At 73.1% G+C, this 21481-nt stretch carries 20 protein-coding genes; 11 read left to right on the top strand and 9 right to left on the bottom strand.

The features are described from left to right. Positions 1 to 5 precede the first annotated feature (5 nt). Both EV567_RS03335 and yaaA read left to right on the top strand, forming a co-directional pair. Complete coding sequence (locus tag EV567_RS03335) at positions 6 to 626, top strand: hypothetical protein (RefSeq protein ID WP_242620687.1); 621 nt, start codon at positions 6 to 8, stop codon at positions 624 to 626. Positions 627 to 643: 17 nt separating this feature from the next. After that, entirely contained in the window at positions 644 to 1426 is a 783-nt protein-coding gene (yaaA, locus tag EV567_RS03330; RefSeq protein WP_130437038.1) for a peroxide stress protein YaaA, read from the top strand. Between the two features lie 19 nt (positions 1427 to 1445). Here the strand turns inward: yaaA and EV567_RS03325 are convergent, their stop codons facing one another. Genes EV567_RS03325 through EV567_RS03315 form a run of 3 tightly spaced genes read right to left on the bottom strand, consistent with a single transcriptional unit; the run spans position 1446 to position 4566 of the window. Beyond that, positions 1446 to 2969, bottom strand: a complete 1524-nt coding sequence (locus EV567_RS03325; protein WP_130437037.1) for a bifunctional RNase H/acid phosphatase — start codon at positions 2967 to 2969, stop codon at positions 1446 to 1448. 2 nt (positions 2970 to 2971) lie between these two features. After that, positions 2972 to 3715, bottom strand: a complete 744-nt coding sequence (locus EV567_RS03320) for a zinc ribbon domain-containing protein (protein WP_207228687.1) — start codon at positions 3713 to 3715, stop codon at positions 2972 to 2974. After that, the gene (locus EV567_RS03315; protein WP_130437555.1) at positions 3712 to 4566 is read right to left on the bottom strand and encodes a Nif3-like dinuclear metal center hexameric protein; all 855 of its coding nucleotides are present in this window, start codon (positions 4564 to 4566) and stop codon (positions 3712 to 3714) included. Before EV567_RS03315 ends, EV567_RS03320 begins: the two co-directional genes overlap by 4 nt. A 296-nt stretch (positions 4567 to 4862) precedes the next feature. Here EV567_RS03315 and EV567_RS03310 point away from each other — a divergent pair, with 296 nt between their 5' ends. Together EV567_RS03310 and EV567_RS27755 are read left to right on the top strand one after the other, a co-directional pair. After that, positions 4863 to 6065: a hypothetical protein gene (locus EV567_RS03310; protein ID WP_130437035.1), complete on the top strand. Its 1203-nt coding sequence runs from the start codon at positions 4863 to 4865 to the stop codon at positions 6063 to 6065. A gap of 97 nt (positions 6066 to 6162) precedes the next feature. Beyond that, positions 6163 to 6339 carry a hypothetical protein gene (locus tag EV567_RS27755; protein ID WP_165430294.1) on the top strand — a complete coding sequence of 59 codons (177 nt, stop codon included), beginning with the start codon at positions 6163 to 6165 and terminating at the stop codon, positions 6337 to 6339. A gap of 86 nt (positions 6340 to 6425) precedes the next feature. Here EV567_RS27755 and EV567_RS03305 read toward each other — a convergent pair whose 3' ends face one another. From EV567_RS03305 to EV567_RS03295, 3 genes are all read right to left on the bottom strand, one after another. Beyond that, positions 6426 to 7370, bottom strand: coding sequence for a 3-oxoacyl-ACP reductase (locus EV567_RS03305; RefSeq protein WP_130437034.1), 945 nt, complete (start codon positions 7368 to 7370; stop codon positions 6426 to 6428). Between the two features lie 13 nt (positions 7371 to 7383). Next, complete coding sequence (locus EV567_RS03300) at positions 7384 to 8466, bottom strand: Zn-dependent alcohol dehydrogenase (RefSeq protein ID WP_130437033.1); 1083 nt, start codon at positions 8464 to 8466, stop codon at positions 7384 to 7386. Between the two features lie 91 nt (positions 8467 to 8557). Beyond that, the gene (locus EV567_RS03295; protein WP_130437032.1) at positions 8558 to 9427 is read right to left on the bottom strand and encodes a MaoC/PaaZ C-terminal domain-containing protein; all 870 of its coding nucleotides are present in this window, start codon (positions 9425 to 9427) and stop codon (positions 8558 to 8560) included. 339 nt (positions 9428 to 9766) lie between these two features. On the opposite strand from EV567_RS03295, the gene EV567_RS03290 reads away from it, so the two are divergent. Together EV567_RS03290 and EV567_RS03285 are read left to right on the top strand one after the other, a co-directional pair. Continuing rightward, on the top strand, positions 9767 to 11086 hold the full coding sequence (locus tag EV567_RS03290) for a sensor histidine kinase (protein ID WP_130437031.1): 1320 nt from the start codon (positions 9767 to 9769) through the stop codon (positions 11084 to 11086). A 92-nt stretch (positions 11087 to 11178) separates the two neighbouring features. Then, a complete protein-coding gene (locus tag EV567_RS03285) occupies positions 11179 to 11811 on the top strand; it encodes a response regulator transcription factor (RefSeq protein WP_130437554.1) in 633 nt (210 codons plus the stop codon). Position 11812: 1 nt separating this feature from the next. Here the strand turns inward: EV567_RS03285 and EV567_RS03280 are convergent, their stop codons facing one another. Further along, the gene (locus tag EV567_RS03280; RefSeq protein ID WP_130437030.1) at positions 11813 to 12754 is read right to left on the bottom strand and encodes a hypothetical protein; all 942 of its coding nucleotides are present in this window, start codon (positions 12752 to 12754) and stop codon (positions 11813 to 11815) included. A gap of 219 nt (positions 12755 to 12973) precedes the next feature. Here EV567_RS03280 and EV567_RS03275 point away from each other — a divergent pair, with 219 nt between their 5' ends. After that, positions 12974 to 15325: an LPXTG cell wall anchor domain-containing protein gene (locus tag EV567_RS03275; protein ID WP_130437029.1), complete on the top strand. Its 2352-nt coding sequence runs from the start codon at positions 12974 to 12976 to the stop codon at positions 15323 to 15325. A gap of 84 nt (positions 15326 to 15409) precedes the next feature. On the opposite strand, the gene EV567_RS03270 is transcribed toward EV567_RS03275, so the two are convergent. After that, positions 15410 to 16060 carry a class I SAM-dependent methyltransferase gene (locus EV567_RS03270; protein ID WP_165430293.1) on the bottom strand — a complete coding sequence of 217 codons (651 nt, stop codon included), beginning with the start codon at positions 16058 to 16060 and terminating at the stop codon, positions 15410 to 15412. Between the two features lie 169 nt (positions 16061 to 16229). After that, on the bottom strand, positions 16230 to 17972 hold the full coding sequence (locus EV567_RS03265) for an MFS transporter (protein ID WP_130437027.1): 1743 nt from the start codon (positions 17970 to 17972) through the stop codon (positions 16230 to 16232). A 212-nt stretch (positions 17973 to 18184) separates the two neighbouring features. On the opposite strand from EV567_RS03265, the gene EV567_RS03260 reads away from it, so the two are divergent. The 4 genes from EV567_RS03260 (at position 18185) to EV567_RS03245 (ending at position 21473) form a co-directional block, all read left to right on the top strand. After that, on the top strand, positions 18185 to 19120 hold the full coding sequence (locus EV567_RS03260) for an N-acetylmuramoyl-L-alanine amidase (protein WP_130437026.1): 936 nt from the start codon (positions 18185 to 18187) through the stop codon (positions 19118 to 19120). A 137-nt stretch (positions 19121 to 19257) separates the two neighbouring features. After that, on the top strand, positions 19258 to 20013 hold the full coding sequence (locus EV567_RS03255) for a DUF5336 domain-containing protein (protein ID WP_130437025.1): 756 nt from the start codon (positions 19258 to 19260) through the stop codon (positions 20011 to 20013). Between the two features lie 114 nt (positions 20014 to 20127). Next, positions 20128 to 21138: an LLM class F420-dependent oxidoreductase gene (locus EV567_RS03250; RefSeq protein ID WP_130437024.1), complete on the top strand. Its 1011-nt coding sequence runs from the start codon at positions 20128 to 20130 to the stop codon at positions 21136 to 21138. A 41-nt stretch (positions 21139 to 21179) separates the two neighbouring features. Next, positions 21180 to 21473: a hypothetical protein gene (locus EV567_RS03245; protein ID WP_130437023.1), complete on the top strand. Its 294-nt coding sequence runs from the start codon at positions 21180 to 21182 to the stop codon at positions 21471 to 21473. The last annotated feature ends 8 nt before the right edge of the window (positions 21474 to 21481 follow it).

Raw genomic sequence — 21481 nt, 5'->3', positions numbered from 1 at the left:
ACGAGATGCGGCTGCTGGTGAGTCTGTGGCTCTGGGCGGCCCGGCGGGTGCACGGGGTCGGGGACGGCCGGGCGTTCGGGTACGCGCGGGGGCAGGGCGCGGTGACGGCGGCGCTCGCGTTCGTGTGCGGGGTCGAGACGGTCGCCATGTCGTTGCTGCTGCGCGCGTGGCCCACCGTGCACACGGTGGTGCTGGTCCTGGACCTGTACACCGTGTTCGTCGTCATCGGCCTGTACGCGGCCTGGCGGGTGCGCCCGCACGTCCTGCACGGCGACCGTCTGCGCGTACGTCATGCCGTCCACGTCGATCTGACGGTCCCGCTGGAGCGGATCGCCGCCGTACGGCACGAGTCGCGCACCACTCACGAGCCCGCCGGGGGCTCCTCGCGCGAGCTGAACCTGCCGGTGGGCTCGATGACCTCGGTCACGCTGGAGCTGACCGAGCCGGTTTCCCACGTCGGCTTCCTCGGGCGCCGGCGGGAGGTGAGTGTGGTGCGCCTGCACGCCGACGATCCGGGGGCGCTCGTACGGGACGTCCGGGAGGGGATGAGGGGGCTCGGGGGGACCCCGTACGCTGGCTCGGAGGCTCGGCCGTGGAGGCTGACTGGACCTGGCCGTGGAGCCTGACCGAAGGAGAAACGCTCGTGCTCGTCCTGCTGCCCCCGTCCGAAGGTAAGGCCGCCTCCGGTCGTGGCGCGCCGCTGAAGCCGCAGGCTCTGGCCCTGCCGGGGCTCGCCGACGCGCGTGAGGCCGTCCTGACCGAGCTGGTCGAGCTGTGTGCCGGGGACGAGGAGAAGGCGCGCGAGGTGCTCGGGCTGAGCGAGGGGCTGCGCGGCGAGGTCGCGAAGAACGTCGAGCTGCGTACGGCGGGTGCGCGTCCGGCCGGGGAGATCTACACGGGCGTTCTCTACGACGCCCTGGACCTGGCCTCGCTGGACACGGCCGCGAAGCGGCGGGCGGCCAGGTCGCTGCTGGTGTTCTCGGGCCTGTGGGGGGCGGTGCGGGTGACGGACCGCATCCCCTCGTACCGCTGCTCGATGGGCGTGAAGCTGCCGGGGCTCGGGGCGCTGGGCGCGTACTGGCGTACGCCGATGGCGGCCGTGCTGCCGGAGGCGGCCGGGGACGGGCTGGTGCTGGACCTGCGGTCGGCGGCCTACGCGGCGGCGTGGAAGCCGAAGGGCGAGGTCGCGGCGCGGACGGCGAGCGTGCGGGTGCTGCACGCTCCGACCCGGAAGGTCGTCAGCCACTTCAACAAGGCGACGAAGGGGCGGATCGTCCGCAGCCTGCTGACGACGGGGTCGGCGCCCAAGGACCCTGCCGAGCTGGTGGTGGCGCTGCGCGACCTCGGCTACACGGTGGAGGAGAAGGCGCCGACGCGGGCGGGGGCGGCGTGGACGTTGGACGTCCTGGTGGAGGAGATCCACTGAGACGGGCCCGCCGTCTTCCCTACGTGCGCAGGTGGGACGTGTCGTTGAGCAGTCGGACGCTGGCGTTGCCGTCGGCGTAGTACGCCACCGCCGAGAGGGAGGCCGCCGACAGTTCCATACGGAACAGGGACTCGGGCGGGGCGCCCAGGGCGAGCCGTACGAACGTCTTGATCGGTGTCACGTGGGTGACCAGCAGGACCGTGCGGCCCGCGTAGGCCGCGACCAGCTTGTCGCGGGTGGCCGCGATCCGGGTGGCGGTGGCCGCGAAGCTCTCGCCGCCGCCGGTGGGTTCGGCCTCGGGGTCGGCGAGCCACCTGGTGAGGTCCTCGGGGTGGCGCTCGCGGACCTCGCCGAAGGTCAGCCCCTCCCACGCGCCGAAGTCGGTCTCGCGCAGGCCGTCCTCGACGGTGACCTCCAGGCCTAGGCGGGCCGCGACCGCGTCGGCGGTCTCCCTGGTCCGGGCCAGCGGGGAGGCGACGATGTGCTGGATCGTCCCGCGCCGGGCGAGGGCCGCGGCGACCCGCTCGGCCTGCTCCCGGCCCACGGCGGAGAGGGAGGGATCGCTGCCGCCGCTCCCGGAGAACCGCTTCTGCGGGGTGAGCGGGGTCTCGCCGTGCCGCAGCAGGACGAGGGTGGCCGGAGCCCCGAGATCAGGAGCGGAACCCCAGCCGACGGAGGGCTGCGGGGTGGAGGAGGAGGCAGAGGGGGCGCGTGTGCCGGGCGTGGTCGAGGCGGTGGTGGCGGCGGGCGTGGTCGTGGCCTCGGCGGTGGCGTCCGTACCTGCCGGAGGCGAGCCCTCGACGGACGCGCCGGTACCTGCCGGGGCGGACGTGGCGGGGCCGCCGGCACCCGCCGGGGCCGCGGCAGCCGCGGGACGGCCTGCGTCGGCTGCGCCGGAGGCACCGGCGGAGCGACTGGCAGAACCACCGGCCAAGCCACCGGCGGAGCCCTTGGCGGTAGCACCGACACCGGCCCCCGTTGAGGCGACCTCAGCAGTGTCGAGGCCGGCGGCCTCGGGCCCGGCCCACGCGGCGACGTCGGGCTTCGCCGGGGTCGCCACAGCTCGGGCCGCCCGGGCGTCGGCCCGAGCTGATCCGGGGTGGAGAGGCCCGGCTTCCCACCGCTCCCCCCGCTTACCCGCGTCCATCGCCTCGTTGGCCAGACGGTCCGCGTGTTTGTTGTGCTCGCGCGGGATCCACTCGTAGGTGACCTGGCCGGGTGGGAAGACCCGGGCCGCCTCCGTCGCCAGCGGCTTCATGTCGGGGTGCTTGATCTTCCAGCGGCCCGACATCTGCTCGACGACGAGCTTGGAGTCCATCCGCACCCGGACCACCGCGTCCGGGTCGAGTTCGCGGGCGGCGCGCAGTCCGGACAGCAGGCCCCGGTACTCGGCCACGTTGTTGGTGGCGACACCGATGTACTCGGCCCGTTCGACGAGGGTCTCCCCCGTCGCCGCGTCGACGACCACGCTGCCGTAGCCGGCGGGCCCCGGGTTGCCCCGGGAACCGCCGTCCGCCTCGACGACGAACTCCCGCGCGCCCACGGCTACAGGCCGGACTCGGAGGTCCGCACCAGGATGCGGCCGCAGTTCTCGCACCGTACGACGGTGTCCGGGGCGGCCTTGCGGATCTCGTTGACGTCCGTGATCGACAGCTCCTGGCGGCAGCCCTGGCAGGTGCGCTGGTACAGCTTGGCCGCGCCGATGCCGCCCTGCTGGGCGCGCAGCTTGTCGTAGAGCTTGAGCAGGTCGGCGGGGACCGAGCCGGCGACGACCTCGCGGTCCTTGGTGACGGTGGCGGCCTCGCCGTCGATCTCCTGGCAGGCGGCGTCGCGGCGACTGTTCGCGTCGTCGATCTTCGCCTGCACGGAGCCGACCCGCTCGGTCAGTTCGGCGACGCGCTCCTGCGCGGCCTCGCGGCGCTCCATGACCTCCAGGACGACGTCCTCCAGGTCGCCCTGGCGCTTGGCGAGGGAGACGATCTCCTTCTGGAGGTTCTCCAGGTCCTTCGGGGAGGTGACCGCGCCGGAGTCCAGCCGCTGCTGGTCGCGGGCGGCGCGCTGGCGCACCTGGTCGACGTCCTGCTCGGCCTTGGTCTGCTCGCGTGCGGTGTCGCTCTCCTCGGTCTGCGCGGCCACCAGGAGGTCGCGCAGCTGCGTGAGGTCCTTGGTCAGCGACTCGATCTCGGCGTGCTCGGGCAGCGACTTGCGGCGGTGGGCGAGCTGCTGGAGGCGGACGTCGAGGGACTGGACGTCGAGGAGTCGGATCTGGTCGGCGGGCGCGGCGTTCAGTTGGGGGCTCCCAGGGATTCGGTGGCGGTGGACGCCGCGTGGGCGGTCCAGGGGTCGGTGACCGTGCGGGAGACGTGGACTCTGAGGCCCCATCCGTTCCGGTCGGAGATCTCGTCGAGCTGGGCGGCGGCCAGCTCGCACCAGGGCCATTCGGTGGCCCAGTGCGCCGCGTCGAGCAGCGCGAGAGGACTGTGGGCGCGGGCCTCGGACGTCGGGTGGTGGCGCAGGTCCGCGGTGAGGAAGGCGTCGACGCCGGCGGCGCGGACGTGGTCGAAGAGGCTGTCGCCGGAGCCTCCGCTGACGGCGACGGTGCGTACGACGGCGTCCGGGTCGCCGGCCACGCGGATGCCCTGCGCGGTGGCGGGCAGCCGTTCGGCGGCGCGGGCGGCGAGTTCGCCGACGGTGAGCGGGTGGTCGAGCTCGCAGATCCGGCCGAGGCCGCGCCGCCCGTCGGGGTCGGCGCGGTCGGGGACGAGGGGCCGTACGACGCGCAGGCCGAGCGCGCCGGCGAGGGCGTCGCTGACGCCGGGGTCGGCGGTGTCGGCGTTGGTGTGGGCGACGTGCAGGGCGATGTCGTTCTTGATGAGGGTGTGCACGACGCGGCCCTTGAAGGTGGAGGCCGCGACGGTGGTGGTGCCGCGCAGGTAGAGCGGGTGGTGCGTGACCAGCAGGTCGGCGCCCAGCCTCACGGCCTCGTCGACGACGTCCTGGACGGGGTCGACGGCGAAGAGGACCCGGCCGACCTCCTGCCCCGGCTCACCCACGACGGTTCCGACCGCGTCCCAGGACTCGGCCCGCTCGGCGGGCCACAGATTCTCGAGGGCGGCGATCACATCGGACAGACGAGGCAGCGGCACGGGAAAAGGCTACCTGGCCGTTCGGACGCCCGTACCGCACGGTTGCTCGGGGGCTCGTTCGACACGGGGGGCCGGCTCGGCGGTGTCCGGGGCGCAGCCCCGTGGGGGGACCGCTTGACCGACCGAGTCGGTCGGGTGGGTGGGCGGGAAACCGCGGCCCCCGCACGCACACGCCGTTCAACCGCCGGAGGAGAATCGGTTCTGCGCCACTCTTACGAGCGAAGCCCCCGTCCGCCGATCCCCCACCCCCGCGTACGAAAACTAGCTTCGTCGCCGGAGGTGACCGAACAATGACGGTCTGTGCCATCGAACCCGCCGCCGAGACCGAGGACGACGACGACCCCCCGCCGCACGCGGACTGCGTGATCACGGCGGACGGCGCCTACGCGGCCCGCCTGGCCCGTGCCCCCGGCGGCGACCCCGCGTGCTGGTTCCCGGAGCGCTGGACGCTGGACGGCCCCGAGCCGTACGCCGTGCCGCTGCCGGGCAACCAGCCGGAGGAGCCCGGCACGCGGGTACAGCCGCTCGCCGACGGCCGGGTCCTCATCCACCGCCGGTTCCAGGGACGGCACGTCTTCTCCCTGCTGTACCCGACCGGCCCCGGCACGGGCGAGTTGCCGCTGGGCGCCGTGGAGTGCCCGGACGGCGGCAGCCTGCGCCTGCTGCCGCCGGCGCCCTGCGGCGGGCGCGCGTACGCCCTCGCCGTGGGCCGGCGGACGACGGCGCTGTGGCTGGTGGCGGGCGGGGCCTTCGGCCCGGAGCGGGTCGCCGAGATCGACGGCCGCTGCACGGGCGGCGTCTGGCTGGACCGCACCGGCCGCATGCTGGCGCTGGACCGCAGGGCCGACGGCCGTACGAAGGCGATCGTGGTGGACCTGGCGCGCGGCGGCGAGGTGTCGCCGCTGCTGCAGATCGCGCCCGACAGCGACGACCGCGTCCTGCTCGCGGCCCCCGACAGCGGGCTGCTGCTCGTCAGCTCGGACGCGGCCTCCCCCGGCGTGGCCCGCCTGGGCTGGGGGGTGCTGGGCAGCGCGCTGCCGGTGCGCTTCCCGGAGTCGCTGCGGCTGCCCGACTTCCGGGTGACGCCGTTCGCGATCCAGCCGGGCCAGGTCCTGAGCCCGGAGAGCTGCGCGGTCGCCCTGCACGTCGACGGGCCGTACGGCGGCTGGGTCGGGGTGTGGCGTCCCGAGGACCGTCGGCTGCACCGGCTCGCCGCGCCGGACGGCTGGCTGGCGGGCGCCGGGCTGTGGACGGAGGACGGTGTGCTGCGCCTGCCGTACGCGACGGCGGCGGAACCCTGCGGGGTGGCGCTGCTGACCCCGCCGGCCCAGGAGACCCCGCACCAGGCTCCGCCGGCGGCGGCCTTCACGCCGACGCTCTCCGTACTCTCCTCGACTCCCGCACCCTCTTCATGTCTCACCCCCACCGAGCCCGCCGTCCCCCGCCCGGTGCCGCTCCAACAGGCCCCGTTGGACCGCCTTGTAACGAACTAGCAGCGGTGGCGTGGTCGGCTGGATCCACCCCGCCGGGCTCCGGATACACTCGCCCGGCTGTAAGAAGGATCATGTTTTGACGGGGTGAACTCTTCCGATGAGCGACGCAAGCACCACGCAGCCGCGGCAGCCGCAGGAGCCGCTGTCCGCAGACGCCTCCAGGTCCGCCGGTCACGGCCGGCACCGGGGCCAGGTCTCGTCCCACGAGGGCGGGACCTCTCCGCGCGGCCGGCACCGCAAGCCGGCCGAGGAGAAGGCCGACACGGCTGCCTGAGGCACACCGAGGGGCCCCGTCCGTCACCGAGACGGAGGGGGCCCCTGCGTATGTCCACCGGGTCCACCGGCCGGGCCCGAGCCTGGCTACTCCTGTCCCCGGCGCAGCCCCAGCACCTCCGCCGCCGCGAAGGTCTCGCCGTCCGCCTGCTCCGCGTAGTGCGCGCCGAGCACCGCGTCCAGCTCCTCGTAGCTGAACGCCTCCTGCTTGCTGTCGAACTTCGCCCGCACCCGTGGCCGTTCGACGACGGCGACCATCCCGCCGTGCACGACGAGCAGCTGCCCGTTGATCCGGCCCGCGGCGGGCGAGGCCAAGTAGCCGACGAGCGGGGCGACATGCTCGGGGGCGAGCGGGTCGAGCCCTTCCTCCGGGCGGCCGAGCCCGGCGAAGACGTCCTCGGTCATCCGGGTGCGGGCGCGCGGGCAGATGACGTTGGCGGTGACGCCGTACTTGGCGAGGGCGAGGGCGGTGGACGTCGTCAGCCCGACGATCCCGCCTTTCGCCGCAGCGTAGTTGGGCTGTCCGGCGGAGCCCGCGAGGAACGCCTCCGACGAGGTGTTCACGATCCGCCCGTGGACGGGTCCGTCGGCCGCCTTGGACCGTGCGCGCCAGTGGGCGGCGGCGAAGCGGGTGGTGTTGAAGTGCCCTTTGAGATGGACCCGGATCACCGAGTCCCACTCCTCCTCCGTCATGGAGAAGACCATGCGGTCGCGCAGGATGCCCGCGTTGTTGACGACGACGTCCAGCTTGCCGTAGGCGTCGATCGCGGCCTCGACCAGTTCGCGGGCGACGCGGAAGTCGGAGACGTCCCCGGCGTGGGCGAGCGCCGTCCCGCCGGCCGCGCGGATCTGCGCCGCGACCTCCTCGGCGGGGCCGGTCGACGCCTCGCCGGAGCCGTCGCGGCCGGGCCTTCCGTAGTCGTTGACGACGACGGCCGCGCCCAGCCGGGCCAGTTCGAGCGCCTCGGCCCGGCCGAGGCCGCGTCCGGCGCCGGTGACGATCGCCGAGAGCCCTTCGAGCGGAAGAGACATGACCCGCCCGCTCTCAGATCTCGATGCAGGTGCGCAGGGCGGCCCCGGTGCGCATCTGGTCGAGCGCCTCGTTGATCTCCGCGAGGGGTACGCGGTGCGTGATCAGACCCTCGAGGTCGATCCGGCCGGCCCGCCACAGGGCGACGGTCCGCTCGTAGGAGCGCAGCACGTCGCCGCCGCCGTACATCGAGGGCAGGATGCGCTTCTCGTCGAAGAACAGCTCGAACATGTTGAGTTGGAGAAAGTCGTCCATGGCGCCGGCGCCGACCACGACGAGGGTGCCGCCGCGCCGGGTGGTCTCGTAGGCGGTGCGGGCGGTGGCGGAGCGGCCGACGACCTCGAAGACGTAGTCGAAGCCCTCGCCGCCGGTGACCTGTTGCCTGGCGTCGCCGAGTTCCTCGGGTGAAACGGCGCGGGTGGCGCCGAACGTGAGCGCCGCCTCGCGGCGGGCGGCGACCGGGTCGACGGCGACGATCTCGGCGGCGCCCTTGAGCCGGGCGCCCTGGATCGCGGACACCCCCACGCCTCCGCAGCCGATGACGGCGACGGACGAACCGGCTTCGACGTCGGCGGTGTTGAGCGCCGCGCCGAGCCCGGTGGTCACTCCGCACCCGATGAGCGCGGCGATGTCGAAGGGCACGTCGTCGGGGATGGGGACGGCGCAGCCGGCGTCGACCACGACCTCCTCGGCGAAGGTGCCGGTGCCCGCGAAGCCGAAGACGTCCGAACGGCCGTCGGCCCGGCGGAAGTTGGGTGTTCCCGCGTTCATGAACCCGGCCAGGCACAGTTCGGTCTGGCCCCGCTTGCAGGCGGGGCAGGCGCCGCAGGCCGGCAGCCAGCACACCACCACCCGGTCGCCGGGCTTCACCCGGGTGACGCCCTCGCCGACCTCCAGGACCTCGCCCGCGCCCTCGTGGCCGGGCACGAACGGCGCGGGCTGCGGCAGCACCCCGCTCATGGCGGACAGGTCGGAGTGGCACAGCCCGGTGGCGCGCACCCGGATCCTGACCCTGCCGGGGCCGAAGCCCACCGCCTCGACGTCGTCGAGGACCTCCAGCTTGTCCTGGCCGATCTCGTGCAGTACCGCTGCGCGCATGGCGCGGCTCCCCTCGACGGCTTCGTTGTGGACGGGGTCAAACGGGTTCCGGGGCAGGGCCGGCGGCCGCGGAGGCCTTCCCCGGGCGGGTTCAGAGGTGTTCTACGACGGTGTCGGCGAGGACAGGCGCGTCGTCCCGTTCGACGGCGCTCACGGCGACCCGTACGGCGCCGCCCGGCGCGGCGGCGACGCGCCACATCCGCACCCTCAGGGTCTCCCCGGGGTGGACGACCCCGGCGAAGCGCGTGGTGTACGTCCGGACCCGGGTCACGTCCCCGTCGAGCAGGGTGTCGACGACCGCCTTGAGGGTGATCCCGTAGGTGCACAGCCCGTGCAGGATGGGCCGCTCGAAGCCGGCGAGCTTCGCGAACTCGGGGTCGGCGTGCAGGGGGTTCCAGTCCCCGGAGAGGCGGTACAGCAGGGCCTGGTCCTCGCGCACCCGGCGTTCGACGGTCCTGTCGGGCGGGCCGGCGGGCGGGTCGAGCCGGGCGGAGGGGCCGCGGTCGCCGCCCCAGCCGCCCTCGCCGCGGACGAAGATCTGGGCGTCGTTGGTCCACAACGGGCCGTCCGCGTCGGCGACTTCGGTGCGCATGACGAGGACGGCGGCCTTGCCCTTGTCGTACACGGCGGCGATCCGGCCGGTGGCGGTCGCGGTCCCCTCGGCGGGCAGCGGCCGGTGCAGGGTGAGGGTCTGGCCGCCGTGCAGGACGCGGGCGAGGTCGACGTCGATGCCGGGCAGGGAGAGTGAGCTGATCACGCCGGGCGCGCCGGAGCCGGCGACGGTGGCGAAGCTCGGCAGGACGTGCAGCCTGGACTCCAGGGTGTAGCGCAGCTCGTCGGGGTCGGTGGCGGGGACGCCCGCGCCGATGCCGAGGTGGTAGAGCAGGACGTCCTTGCGGTCCCAGGAGATCTCGCCGGACCGGGGGTCGGCGGCGAGGGCTTTGGCTGCGTCGATGGGCATGGGGCTCCTGACCGGGCGGCGTAAGACCCCGATACGGCCGTCCGCACCGTCGGCCGCACCGAGGTCGTCATGGGGCCGCGGAACCCGCCCGTTCTGGAACGCGTTCCAGTGCGGCGTCCTCTGTATAACCGAGGCCCCCGCACTTGTGAAGACTCCTGACGGCACGTCAGATATCGCTCTGACACACCGCGCCGCTCCGCCTCGCGATCCCGGAACCGATGACATTTGTCCCGCCGGGTTCGGTACGCCCGCCCCTGCCGGACCGGGCCCCCGCGGCCGTAGCGTCGGGAACCGGACGACGGACAGCGCGGGGACGGCCCGGCGAAGGGGGACGAAGTCATGAAGCGGACGCGAGGCACGCTGCGGCATTCGGTCACGTGCGGGTGGCACGCGTGGCGCACCTCGGCACGGGAGGCGCGGGAGTCCCCGGACGGCCCGCCGCCAGGCGCCTTCTCCCTGCTGCCGTGGCTGCTGCTGGGGATGGGCGCCTTCTCCAACCTCTTCCAGGGCGACACCCCGGACCCCTGGATCGGCAGCCTGGGGCTGCTGGCGTTCAACTCCCTCTACATCTACGTCGCCGTGCGCTCCTTCTCCAAGCCGCACCGCGAGGCCGTCCGCACACGGGTGGCCCTGGGGGCGATGGCGGCGGTGACCTGCGGTCTGGCCGGCGCCTACGGCGGCAACTGGCTGCTGTTCTTCCCTCTGCTCGGGCTCGCCGCCGGCGCCGCCCTGAGGGGCGGGCCCCTACGGGTCGCGGGCATCGCCGTGACCGTCCTCGCGGGGGTGGTGTCCTACCTCCACCAGGGCTGGAGCGGCCTGGACACGGCGTACGCGACCTGGATCTCGACGATGGTGACCGCCGCGATCCTGTCCCTGTCCGAGGCCGTGCGGGATCTGCGCGCCGCCCGGGAGGCACTGGCCCGGCGGGCGGTGGAGGAGGAGCGGCTGCGCTTCTCGCGTGATCTGCACGACCTGCTCGGGCACACCCTGTCGGTGATCGTGGTGAAGTCGGAGGCGGCCCGGCGGCTGGCCCCGACGGCCATGGACGCGGCCCTCCTCCAGATCACCGACATCGAGTCGGTCGGCCGCCAGGCGCTGACCGAGATCCGCGAGGCGGTCACCGGCTACCGCGAGGGCAGTCTCGCCACCGAGCTGGACCGGGCCCGTTCGGCACTGACGGCGGCGGGCGTGGAGCCGACGGTGACACGGTCGGGCCCGGCGCTCGCGCCGCAGACGGCGGCCCTGCTGGGCTGGGTGGTGCGCGAGGCGACCACCAACGTGGTCCGCCACAGCGACGCCACCGCCTGCGAGATCACCGTGTCGGGCACCCCGGAGCGGGCCCGCCTGACGATCACGGACAACGGCACGGAGACCGTCGCGGCCATGGACCGCGGCGCGCGTGCGGACTGCGACACGGGCGCGAACCACGGCCCGCGCACGGACCGTACGGCGGTCGCGGGCGAACCCTGCGAGCGTCGGGGCGGCAACGGTCTCATCGGCCTGCGTGAGCGCCTCGCGTCGGCCGGCGGCTCGCTGACCGCCGAACCCGGCCCCCACGGCGGTTTCACGATCACGGCGGAACTTCCGCTGGATACCCCGGCGGAGCCCTCCGCCCACGCGCCGGACAGGCTCCTGGCACCCTCCCCGGCCACACCGTGACTCCACCCGTCGGCCTGCCGGAGATCCGGGCGACGGGTGCCATGACCGGTGCCGTGCCCGGCGGGCGGTCCTACGCTTGGCCCGTGAACGAGATGCCCCGTGACCACCGCCCCGGCAAGTCGATCCGGGTGCTGCTGGCGGAGGACCAGGGAATGCTGCGCGGGGCACTGGCCCTGCTGCTGGGGCTGGAGCCGGACATCGAGGTCGTGGCGCAGGTGGGTGCCGGGGACGCGATCGTGGACGCGGCCCTCGTCCACCGTCCGGACGTCGCGCTCCTCGACATCGAACTGCCGGGCATGAGCGGCTTGGACGCCGCCGCCGAACTGCGCGCGCAGGCTCCCGACTGCCGGGTGCTGATCCTGACCACCTTCGGCCGGCCCGGCTATCTGCGCCGGGCCATGGAGGCGGGGGCCGCCGGGTTCCTGGTCAAGGACGGGCCGGTGGAGGAGCTGGCGGCGGCGATCCGCCGGGTGCTCACCGGCGAGACGGTCGTCGACCCGGCGCTGGCCGCCGCCGCGCTCAGCGCCGGGCCCAGTCCGCTGACGGGCCGCGAGTGCGACGTCCTCAAGGCCTGCGTGGACGGCGCGACCGTGGCCGACATCGCGGCCGGGCTGCACCTGTCGGAGTCCACGGTCCGCAACTACCTCTCCTCGGCCATCGGCAAGACGGGCACCCGCAACCGCATGGAGGCGATGCGGGAGGCACGTCGACAGGGCTGGCTCTGAGTCACGCGCCCTGGACCTCGGCGACGAGAGCCGCCAGGCGGTGAGCGGTGCCGTAGCGGACGAGGCCGCGCAGCATGTCGAGGGGGTCGCACGGGTGGGCCTGGCGCCTGTGGGGCTGGTGGGTGAAGGGGATGCCGGACCAGGGGTTGTCGGCGTGATGGTGGCTGCCGCGCGGGGCGTCTGGCTCGATCGCCCAGTGCACCCAAGTGCTGTCGTGGTGCAGGCAGATGACCTGTCCCAGGTACCAGACGGCGCCCTGGAGGAACGGCCCCTCCCGGTCCGCGTCGAAGTCGGCGAGGGTGCGGTACCGGCCGCGCACCTGCCGCTCCAGGGCGTCCAGGTCGGCCGGGGAGAAGTCCCACTCCCTCGTCTCCCCGGCCCCGGACAGCTGCCGCACCCAGTCGGGGTGGGCGGCCTGCCGGTCGGTGAGCCACCGCCGGAGCCAGTCGTCCACGGGCTGGGGGCCGATCGGGTCCAGGGGGGAGCGTTCCTTGGCCGGCTCCCAGCCGGGGGCGCTGCGGCGCAGGCCGGACACGGCGTCGGCGAGTCGTTCCCGCTCACGGGTGAACACCTCGCCGGAGCGTTCGGCGAGAGCGACGTCGATGAGGACGCCGACGGACAGCGGGGGCAGACCGAGCGCGGGATCGGGGCGGACCAGGGGTTCGCCGTCCTCGCCTCCCGTGTCGGGGTCGACGTCCCACCGGCCGCCGCACACGTCCATCAGGACTTCCCCGAGGTAGGCCGTCGCGGCCCGGCGGAAGCCGTCGTCGGGGTCCTCGTCGAGCAGTTCGTGTTCGAGCTCGGCCAGCGAGGCCGGCGTGTAGTCGAAGGGGAAGTCGCCCGGGAGATGCACCTGTCGGAGCCGTGCGGCCAGCACCTGCAGATCGTCCAGCCACCGTTCGAGGAGCGGCTCGTGAGCGGGCGGGTGCGCGTCGGCGGTCATGGCCGGCAAGCCTAGGCCGCGGACCCGCGGCGGGGCCAAGTGGGTTTCATCGATGCGTGTTCGTTGCACGGCTTGCCTGTGCAACTCCTGTGTTCGACGGGTCGTCAGCCGCTAGGGTGCCGGGCAGGCGGTGGCGTCAACGGGGGCCGTGCACCGCCCGGTTGCCTACCCTCGCCCTGCGCACAGGGGTTCAGATCCGCCCCCACGAGGGACAGACACATGCATTCTGCGATACGCGTACGCGGCTGGTTCAGGATGCGGGCGGCGATCGTCGCGATCGGTGCGACCGTACTGGTCGCCGGTCCGCTGCCCGGCGTCCGCGACAGCGCCGACGCCGCACCGCCGAAACCGATGCTGGGCCGCTGCATGGACAAGTACGGCACGAGCGCGACGCCGCCGCCGGCGTACAAGCTGCCCGGCTACAGACCCGCCGGTGCCAACCAGTGGAAGACGCCGAACGCCGAGGACCGCTTCTACGGCTACGACCACCTCGCCAAGGGCTTCGAGGCGCTCACCGACCCGGGTCTGATCGACCTGCCGGACGGGAACGACCCGAAGAAGTACGCGTGGGGGACGCCCGAGAACGCCGTCACGACCTGGCGGCAGAACCAGGCGGGCGCCAAGCCCTACGCGGGCACCTTCAACGAGTGGCTGAACAACGTCTACTCCCGCAACGAGGGCAACAACAAGCGCGGCAACGCCTTCGAGTCCGAGGTGGTGAAGTACTTCGACCTCGGCGGCGTGGACTGGATCTGCCAGAAGAACCTCCGCGACCTCAACCCGAACCTGTACAAGGACCTCGAGCGGACCCTCGGCAAGGACGTGATGAAGGACGGCCGGGTCTTCGACGCGGTCAACCAGCGCACCCGGACCGTCTACGAGATCAAGTCCGGGATCGGCTACGACGCCCGGCAGTTGAAGATCGACGCCGAGCTCGTCCGCCGGGGCTGGAGGGTCGTCTACATCAACGGGCAGGAGCCCGACGCGAAGACGGTCGAGAAGTACCGGGCCGCCGGCGTGCAGCACTACCGGCACGCCGCCACACCGAACCCGCGGTTCACCGTCGGCAAGTACACCCCCAACAGCAACCAGTTGATGACGCCGGACCCGAACCGGCCCTCCTTCGGCTCCGGCGGCGACATGGCCCGCCGGTCCGCGCCCACCCCCGAGGACGCCCGCCGTCAGATCGAACGGGCCCGGGGCCTGATCCAGCAGCCCGGCAACAGCCTGCGCGGCCCCGGCGGCGTCGACTTCTCCACCCTCGACATCTCCTACATCGGGCAGACGAAGACCGGGAACCTCTCCTACTCCTTCAGCGCGAAGAACGCCGACGAGGAGACCGCACCCGGCTACGGAGGCGAGGAGAAGGCCCAGCTCATCTCGGACGCATTCTTCACCTGGCTCGCTCTGACCCCGGACCACTTCTGGGTCAACCTCAACCCGGACGACCCGAACACGATCATGAAGGCGCCGTTCGACAAGACCGACGCCGGCCGGATCCTGCTCGAGGCCGACATGGAGATGAAGCGGGACTTCGGTCGCGCCGAGGACCCGAAGACCGACGCCGGGAAACGGTTCTGGGACGGGATCACGAAGGTCGACGGCAAGCCCTGCATGGGCTCCACCCGCAACTGGATCGTCCCGAAGAAGGCCGAGGTCCGCATCGAGGACGACGGCGCCTACATCCTCAGCGCCCCGCTCGAGGTGAAGAGCGTCGCACAGGAGTACAACACCCCCGGCCCCGGTGGCGGGATGCCCTGCACCCTGACCAAGGAGCAGACCGCCCACAACATGGACGTCTACGGGCGGACGATCCTTCCGGTGGTCCAGAGGCAGGTCAACGAGGACGCCAAGTACGCCGACCTGCGGCGCGTCTACAAGGCCCGGATCGCCGCCGAGTACGTCCGCCAGACCGTCGCCCGGGACAAGAAGGCGTTCGGCGGCTCCTTCGCCGGCATCATCGACCGCAACCAGGTGAAGCGCTGGCCGCTGCGCGGCAAGAACGCCGCCTGGGACAAGATGACCGTCTGGAAGGAGATGAAGCGGTCGTTCACCGAGGGCGACTTCAAGTACGAGATCCCCGTCGGCGGCGAGATCTGGGTCTACACGGTCGGCGGCGTCGACCTGACCCAGCAGCCTCAGGAGAAGGTCAGCAAGGCCCGCTTCCAGGCCGAGAAGCCCAACCTGCCCTCCGTCACCAAGGGTTCGCGTCATGAGGCCCTCGACTACCAGGCGACCGGCGTCACGGTGATGGGCGGCGACAACAGCGGTCAGCCCGGCGGCGGCAAGCCCGGCCCCGGCCCGTCGCCCAGCCCGACCGGCAAGCCCACGGGCAAGCCGACCGACCAGCCCACCGGATCGCCGGCCCCCTCCCACACCCCGGCGCCGGCCCCGTCCGGCAACGGCGGCCACACTCCCCTGCCCACCGGAGGGACCGGCGGAGGCGACACGGACGGCAGCCTGGCCGACACCGGCACCCAGGTCCTGACGATCGCCGGGGTCGCCGCGGCCCTCCTGGCCGCCGGCGCGGCACTCGTGTGGATCAGGCGCAGGCGTGGCGCCGGCGAGTAGGACCGGTCCGGCACCGCGCAGGTGAGCACGAACGGCCCCCGCATCCTCGTACCACCGGGATGCGGGGGCCGTTCCCGTGTTCGTTCAGATCCCCGCGCCCGTGCGCCGCAGCACGCGCAGCGAGCCCGTGTCGGAGATCTCCGTGAAGGCCCCTGACTCCAGGGCGCGCAGGTAGACGCGGTAGGGGGCCTGGCCGGTGAACTCGTCCTCCGGGTGCGGGAAGACGTCGTGGATGACGAGGAGGCCGCCGTCGGCGACGTGCGGGGCCCAGCCGTCGTAGTCGGCGTTCGCGTGCTCGTCGGTGTGGCCGCCGTCGACGAAGACGAGGCCCAGGGGCGAGTTCCAGAACGCGGCGATCTGCGGCGAGCGGCCGACCAGCGCCACCACGTGCTCCTCCAGGCCGGCCCGGTGCAGGGTGCGGCGGAAGGCGGGCAGGGTGTCCATCAGGCCCAGTTCGGGGTCGACGGTGCCGGGGTCGTGGTAATCCCAGCCGGGCTGCTGCTCCTCGCTGCCGCGGTGGTGGTCGACGGTGAGCGCGGGGACGCCGGCCCGGCGGGCGGCGTCGGCGAGGAGGATGGTGGAGCGCCCGCAGTATGTGCCGACTTCGAGCAGCGGCAGTCCGAGCGCGCCCGCGTCCACGGCCGCCGCGTACAGCGCCAGCCCCTCGTCCACGGGCATGAAGCCCTTCGCGGCCTCGAACGCGGCCAGGATCTCGGGCTCGGGCGCCGCGGTCATGGGGCTCCTCTTCGGTCGTGCGTACGTGTGCCGCCCCATGCTGCCGCACCCCCGGCCGGCGTTCGGACCGGGGGTGCGCGGGAAGCGCCGCAGTGGCGCGGGAATCTGCGCGAGCAGCCACGACGATGCCCGCATCCGCCGAACGCCCGGGCGGGCTCGTTCGGCGGCGCTAAGCGGTCACCGTCTCGCCGGGAAGCGACAGATCCAGACCCACGGCCTGCTCGTCTTTTCCGTGCGTCACCGCGGAGGCGAGGGGACCGTGGCCGGAGGCCTTCGCGGCGAGGACGTACGCGCCCTGGGCCGGGACGGCGATGACGTAGCCGCCGTCGTCGCCGGACAGGGCCGCGCCGGCGCGGCGGCCGCGCGGGTCGATGAGGGTGACCCGGGCGCCGGCGACCGGTGCGCCGCCGGCGTCGAGGACCCGGCCGTGGAAGCCGCGCAGGGCCTCCTCGGCGCGCTCCAGGTTGGCGTCCTCCTCGCTGCCGGCGCGCAGTCGCGGCTCGGCGGCGGCCGGGGTGCGGCCGGGCAGGAAGAGGGCGAGGAGCAGGCCGACGGCGACGGCGGCGGTGGCGATCAGGAAGGAGACTCGGAAGCCGTGCAGGGTGGGGATCGCGACGCCGTTCACGGTGTTCGCGGTGTTGGCGAGCACCATGCCGACGACGGCGCTGGACACCGACGTGCCGATGGACCGCATGAGCGTGTTGAGGCCGTTGGCCGCGCCGGTCTCGGAGGCGGGGACCGCGCCGACGATCAGCGCGGGCAGTGAGGAGTAGGCGAGGCCGATGCCGGCGCCGAGGACGACCGCGATGACGAGGCTCTGCCAGGCGGCGCTCATCAGGCCGAGGCCGGCGCCGTAGCCGATCGCGATGATCAGCATGCCGATGATCAGCGTGACCTTGGGGCCGTACTTGGCGGACAGACGGGCGTAGACGGGCGCGGTGAACATCATCGTCAGGCCGAGCGGGGCGACCAGCAGGCCGGCGACGACCATCGACTGGCCGAGGCCGTAGCCGGTGCTCTTCGGCAGCTGGAGCAGCTGCGGCAGGACGAGGGAGACGACGTAGAAGCTGACGCCGACCATGATCGAGGCGAGGTTGGTGAAGAGCACGGCCGGCCGGGCGGTGGTGCGCAGGTCCACCAGCGGGGCGGCGAGGCGCAGTTCCATCACGCCCCACAGGACGAGGACGACGGCGGCGGCGGCGAACAGGCCGAGCGTGGTGCCGGAGGTCCAGCCCCAGTCGCTGCCCTTGGTGATCGGCAGCAGGAACAGCACGAGGCCGGCGGAGAGGCCGAGCGCGCCGGGCAGGTCGAAGGAGCCGGCGGCGCGGGCCGGGGACTCGGGGACGACGATCAGGGTGAGGGCGATGGCGAGGGCGCCGAGGCCCGCCGCGCCGTAGAACAGGGTGTGCCAGTCGGCGTGCTGGGCGACCAGGGCGGCGGCGGGCAGCGCGAGACCGCCGCCGACGCCGATGGAGGAGCTCATCAGGGCCATGGCGGAGCCGAGCCGCTCACGGGGCAGCATGTCGCGCATCAGGCCGATGCCGAGCGGGATCGCGCCCATCGCGAAGCCCTGGAGGGTGCGGCCGGCGATCATCGTCATCAGTTCGCTGGTGACCGCGCTGACCAGCGCGCCCACGACCATCACGGCGAGGCTGGCGACGAGCATGCGCCGCTTGCCGTACAGGTCGCCGAGGCGGCCCATGATCGGTGTGGCGACCGCGCCGGACAGGAGGGTGGAGGTGAGCACCCAGGTGGCGTCGCTGGGTTCGGTGTCGAGCAGTTGCGGCAGGTCCTTGATGACCGGGACGAGCAGGGTCTGCATCACCGCGACCACGATGCCCGCGAAGGCGAGCACCGGCACGAGGGCGCCGCTCGCCGGGCGGCGGGGCGGGTCGGTCGGTGTGTGCGTCATGAAGCGGGGCCTCCGGCCTGAGGTGGGCGACGGGATGCGCGGATGAGATCGCGGGATACGTGCAGCGTGAACCCCGTATGTGTGGGCAACTATTCCGATGCTTCGCCACACTAACGAATCCTTGACCTTCTCTTGACCCTCGCCCTCGTGACCCGGCCTCGCGTCCCGCGGCTTCCCCGGGGCGGCCTCGGGTGCCCGTTAGGGTGGCAGGCGTGTCTTACGCAGGCCCTGACTTCGATTCCCCGCACCCCCGCCGCTCCCGCATGCGCCGGGCGTCGGCCGTGGCGCTCGCCGTGGTCGTGCCCGGGGCGCTGCTGGGATGGGGGGCGTACGCGGCCCTGGGCGGACCGCGGGACAGCGGGCCCGACCGGGTGAAGAGCGCGGCGCCGAGCGGGTGGACCGCCCCCTCCGACGGGACTTCCGCGAACGGCGGGATCGGCGCCGGCGCCAAGCCCGGGCCTGACTCCGCCGCAACGCCACTCAAGGGCAAGGTCGTCGTGATCGACCCCGGACACAATCCCGCCAACCACCGGCACACCGCGGAGATCAACCGCCAGGTGGACATCGGCACCAACCGCAAGGAGTGCGACACCACCGGCACCTCCACCAACTCCGGTTACAGCGAAGCCGCGTTCACGCTGGACGTGGCGCACCGGCTGCGCGCCCTGCTGCAACAGCGGGGCGCCACCGTGAAGCTGACGCAGGACGCGGACCGGCCGTACGGGCCGTGTGTGGACGAGCGGGCCCGCATCGGGAACGCGGCGCACGCCGACGCGGTCGTCTCCCTCCACGCCGACGGCTCCGGGAGCGGCAACCGCGGCTACCACGTGATCCTTCCGGGCGAGGTGCGCGCGGGCGGCGCCGACACCCGTGCCGTCGTGGGCCCTTCGCGCGAGCTGGGACGGCTGGTCTCCGCCGGCTTCGGCCGGGCCACGGGCACCGCGCCCTCCAACTACGTCGGCGACGGCAGCGGCATCGTCACGCGTAAGGACCTGGGCGGTCTCAATCTGTCAACGGTTCCCAAGGTGTTCATCGAGTGCGGCAACATGCGCGATACCAAGGACGCGGCACTGCTGACCAGCGGCGCCTGGCGGCAGAAAGCGGCGCAGGGGATCTCTGACGGAATCGTGAGTTTCCTGCGCGGGTAGTGGTCGGCGCGCTGATCCCGGCGGACAGCCCGATCGTGCGGACGATAATGTCGTCCCTCTACCGAGCCAGTATCGACGACGAGACGACTGACGAAGGACCTGAAGTGAATATCCGCTCCCTCACTAGAGGCGACGGCGTGGTGATCGGCGCAGCGGTGCTGCTGTTCATCTCGTCGTTCCTCGCCTACTACTCCGTCTCGGTCACCGGCTACACCAGCAGCCAGAACGCCTGGGACAGCCTGGGAACGGGCCTCGGCACGTACATGGGGGCCGTCATCGGCGCCGCCCTGATCGTGCTGAACCGTGTCATGCCGCAGCAGCGCAAGGTGCTCGGGCTGGACCTCGGCATGGTCGGCACGGGCTTCGCGCTGCTGTCCGCCTGGACGTTCTTCTGGTCCCTGGTCGGCGTCCCCGACAGCGTCGACGCCGGCGCCGGTCTGATCCTCGGCTTCATCGCCGCCCTCGTCCTCGCCGGCGCGGCCGTCGCCACCCCCCTGGTCCCCGCTCTCCAGGGCGCGTTGATCCCCGCGCCGAAGCCGGTGGCCCCGCAGCCCTACGGTGCGCAGCCGCCCGCCGGTTACGGCTACCCGGGCGCGCAGCAGTCGTCGTTCGGCGGTCAGCCGCCGCAGCAGGGCCAGCAGCCGGGGCAGCCGGCGTTCGGCGGCCAGCAGGCTCCGGCGCAGCCCCCGGCCGCCGACTTCTCGCCGTTCTGGTTCGCCGTGCCGGTGCCGCGCCCGCTGTTCGCGGAGGACGGCGCGCCGACGCCGATCGCCGAACTGGCTCCCGGAACCTGGTACTTGGCCGTCGAGCAGGGCGCGCAGGGCCTGATCGCGCAGACCCAGGACGGCCGCCGCGGCGTGCTCCGCGACACCTCGGGGATCCAGCGCGGCTGACCGCGAACGGCCCCCGCACACCGCGACGCACGGCCCCTCGCCCTTCCGGGCGGGGGGCCGTTGCCGTACAGTCGCCTCCCCACCCGTCGTCTGACGTACCGTCAGGAGGCAGTGATGCGGCTCGGTCTGGCGCTCGGCTACTGGGGGCGCGGCCCCTCCCCGGGGCATGTGGAACTGGCTCTGGAGGCGGAGCGGCTCGGTTACGACTCCGTGTGGACGGCGGAGTCGTGGGGCTCTGACGCCTTCACCCCGCTCACCTGGATCGCGGCCCGCACGTCAAGGATCAAGCTGGGTACGGCCGTAGCGCAGATGGCGGCCCGTTCGCCGACCACGACCGCGATGCACGCGCTCACCCTGGACCACCTCTCCGGGGGGCGGATGACGCTGGGGCTCGGCCTGTCGGGCCCGCAGGTCGTCGAGGGCTGGTACGGCCGCCCGTTCCCGAGTTCGCCGCTGACCGCGACCCGCGAGTACGTCGACGTCGTACGGCAGGTCCTCGCCCGCCGCGGGCCGGTGGAGACGGCCGGCCGGTTCCACTCCCACCCCTACCGGGGCCCGGACGCGACCGGACTGGGCAAGCCGCTGAAGCCGATCACCCATCCGCTGCGCGCCGACCTGCCCGTGCTGCTGGGCGCGGAGGGCCCCAAGAACGTCGCCCAGACCATCCGTGTCGCCGACGGCTGGCTGCCGCTGTACTGGTCGCCGAACCGTTCCGAGGCGTACGGACCGGCGGTGGCGGAGCTGCCGGAGGGCTTCCTGGTCGCGCCCCTGGTCCGGGCGCTGGTCTGCGACGAGGTCGCCGAGGGGCTGCTCCCCGTGAAGGCGATGCTCGGTTTCTACATCGGTGGCATGGGCCACGCCACCCGCAACTTCCACGCCGACCTGATGGCCCGCATGGGCTACGAGGAGGAGGCCCGGCGCGTCCAGGAACTGTTCCTGGCGGGGCGGCGCGAGGAGGCCGTCATGGCCGTCCCCGACGCGTTCGCCGACGAGATCTCCCTGGTCGGCCCGCGCGAACGGATCGCCGAGCGGCTGGAGATGTGGCGCAAGGGCCCGGTGACGGACCTGCTGGTGGTGGCCCCGGACCCGCACACCCTGGGAGTGCTGGCCGAACTCAACTCGTAGGCGCCTGGTTTCACGGGGAGGCGGGCGGCAAACCGAAGTACATGTCTCCCAGATATCGCAACGGCTCGAACCAGGCCGGCACGGTCATCGCCGTCGTGGCCGACGTGATGGCCCTCATCCTGGGCCTGTGGATTCTCATGTACCTGCTGGGCGCCAACCAGGGCAACGAATTCGTGCAGTTCGTGCACGACGTGGCCCGCTGGCTGGCCGGCTGGTCCCACGACCTGTTCACCTTCGACGAGGCCTGGGCGCGGGTGGTGGCGGGCTACGGCCTGGCAGCGGTCGTGTACCTGTTCGTGGGCCACGCCATAGCCAACCGGGTCCAGCGCCACTGAGGGGTCCT

This window comes from Streptomyces sp. BK239 (assembly GCF_004217285.1).
Lineage (GTDB): Bacteria > Actinomycetota > Actinomycetes > Streptomycetales > Streptomycetaceae > Streptomyces.
The sequence above is the reverse complement of the archived record's forward strand: the minus strand, read 5'-3'. Positions and strand labels throughout refer to the sequence as shown.

Coding starts and splice junctions, on each gene's coding strand:
- EV567_RS03280 (WP_130437030.1), bottom strand. CDS start 12,754: ATGACCGCCGACGCGCACCCGCCCGCTCACGAGCCGCTCCTCGAACGG.
- EV567_RS03275 (WP_130437029.1), top strand. CDS start 12,974: ATGCATTCTGCGATACGCGTACGCGGCTGGTTCAGGATGCGGGCGGCG.
- EV567_RS03310 (WP_130437035.1), top strand. CDS start 4,863: ATGACGGTCTGTGCCATCGAACCCGCCGCCGAGACCGAGGACGACGAC.
- EV567_RS03290 (WP_130437031.1), top strand. CDS start 9,767: ATGAAGCGGACGCGAGGCACGCTGCGGCATTCGGTCACGTGCGGGTGG.
- EV567_RS03305 (WP_130437034.1), bottom strand. CDS start 7,370: ATGTCTCTTCCGCTCGAAGGGCTCTCGGCGATCGTCACCGGCGCCGGA.
- EV567_RS03295 (WP_130437032.1), bottom strand. CDS start 9,427: ATGCCCATCGACGCAGCCAAAGCCCTCGCCGCCGACCCCCGGTCCGGC.
- EV567_RS03300 (WP_130437033.1), bottom strand. CDS start 8,466: ATGCGCGCAGCGGTACTGCACGAGATCGGCCAGGACAAGCTGGAGGTC.
- EV567_RS03265 (WP_130437027.1), bottom strand. CDS start 17,972: ATGACGCACACACCGACCGACCCGCCCCGCCGCCCGGCGAGCGGCGCC.
- EV567_RS03250 (WP_130437024.1), top strand. CDS start 20,128: ATGCGGCTCGGTCTGGCGCTCGGCTACTGGGGGCGCGGCCCCTCCCCG.
- EV567_RS03335 (WP_242620687.1), top strand. CDS start 6: ATGCGGCTGCTGGTGAGTCTGTGGCTCTGGGCGGCCCGGCGGGTGCAC.
- EV567_RS03285 (WP_130437554.1), top strand. CDS start 11,179: ATGCCCCGTGACCACCGCCCCGGCAAGTCGATCCGGGTGCTGCTGGCG.
- EV567_RS03270 (WP_165430293.1), bottom strand. CDS start 16,060: ATGACCGCGGCGCCCGAGCCCGAGATCCTGGCCGCGTTCGAGGCCGCG.
- EV567_RS27755 (WP_165430294.1), top strand. CDS start 6,163: ATGAGCGACGCAAGCACCACGCAGCCGCGGCAGCCGCAGGAGCCGCTG.
- EV567_RS03245 (WP_130437023.1), top strand. CDS start 21,180: ATGTCTCCCAGATATCGCAACGGCTCGAACCAGGCCGGCACGGTCATC.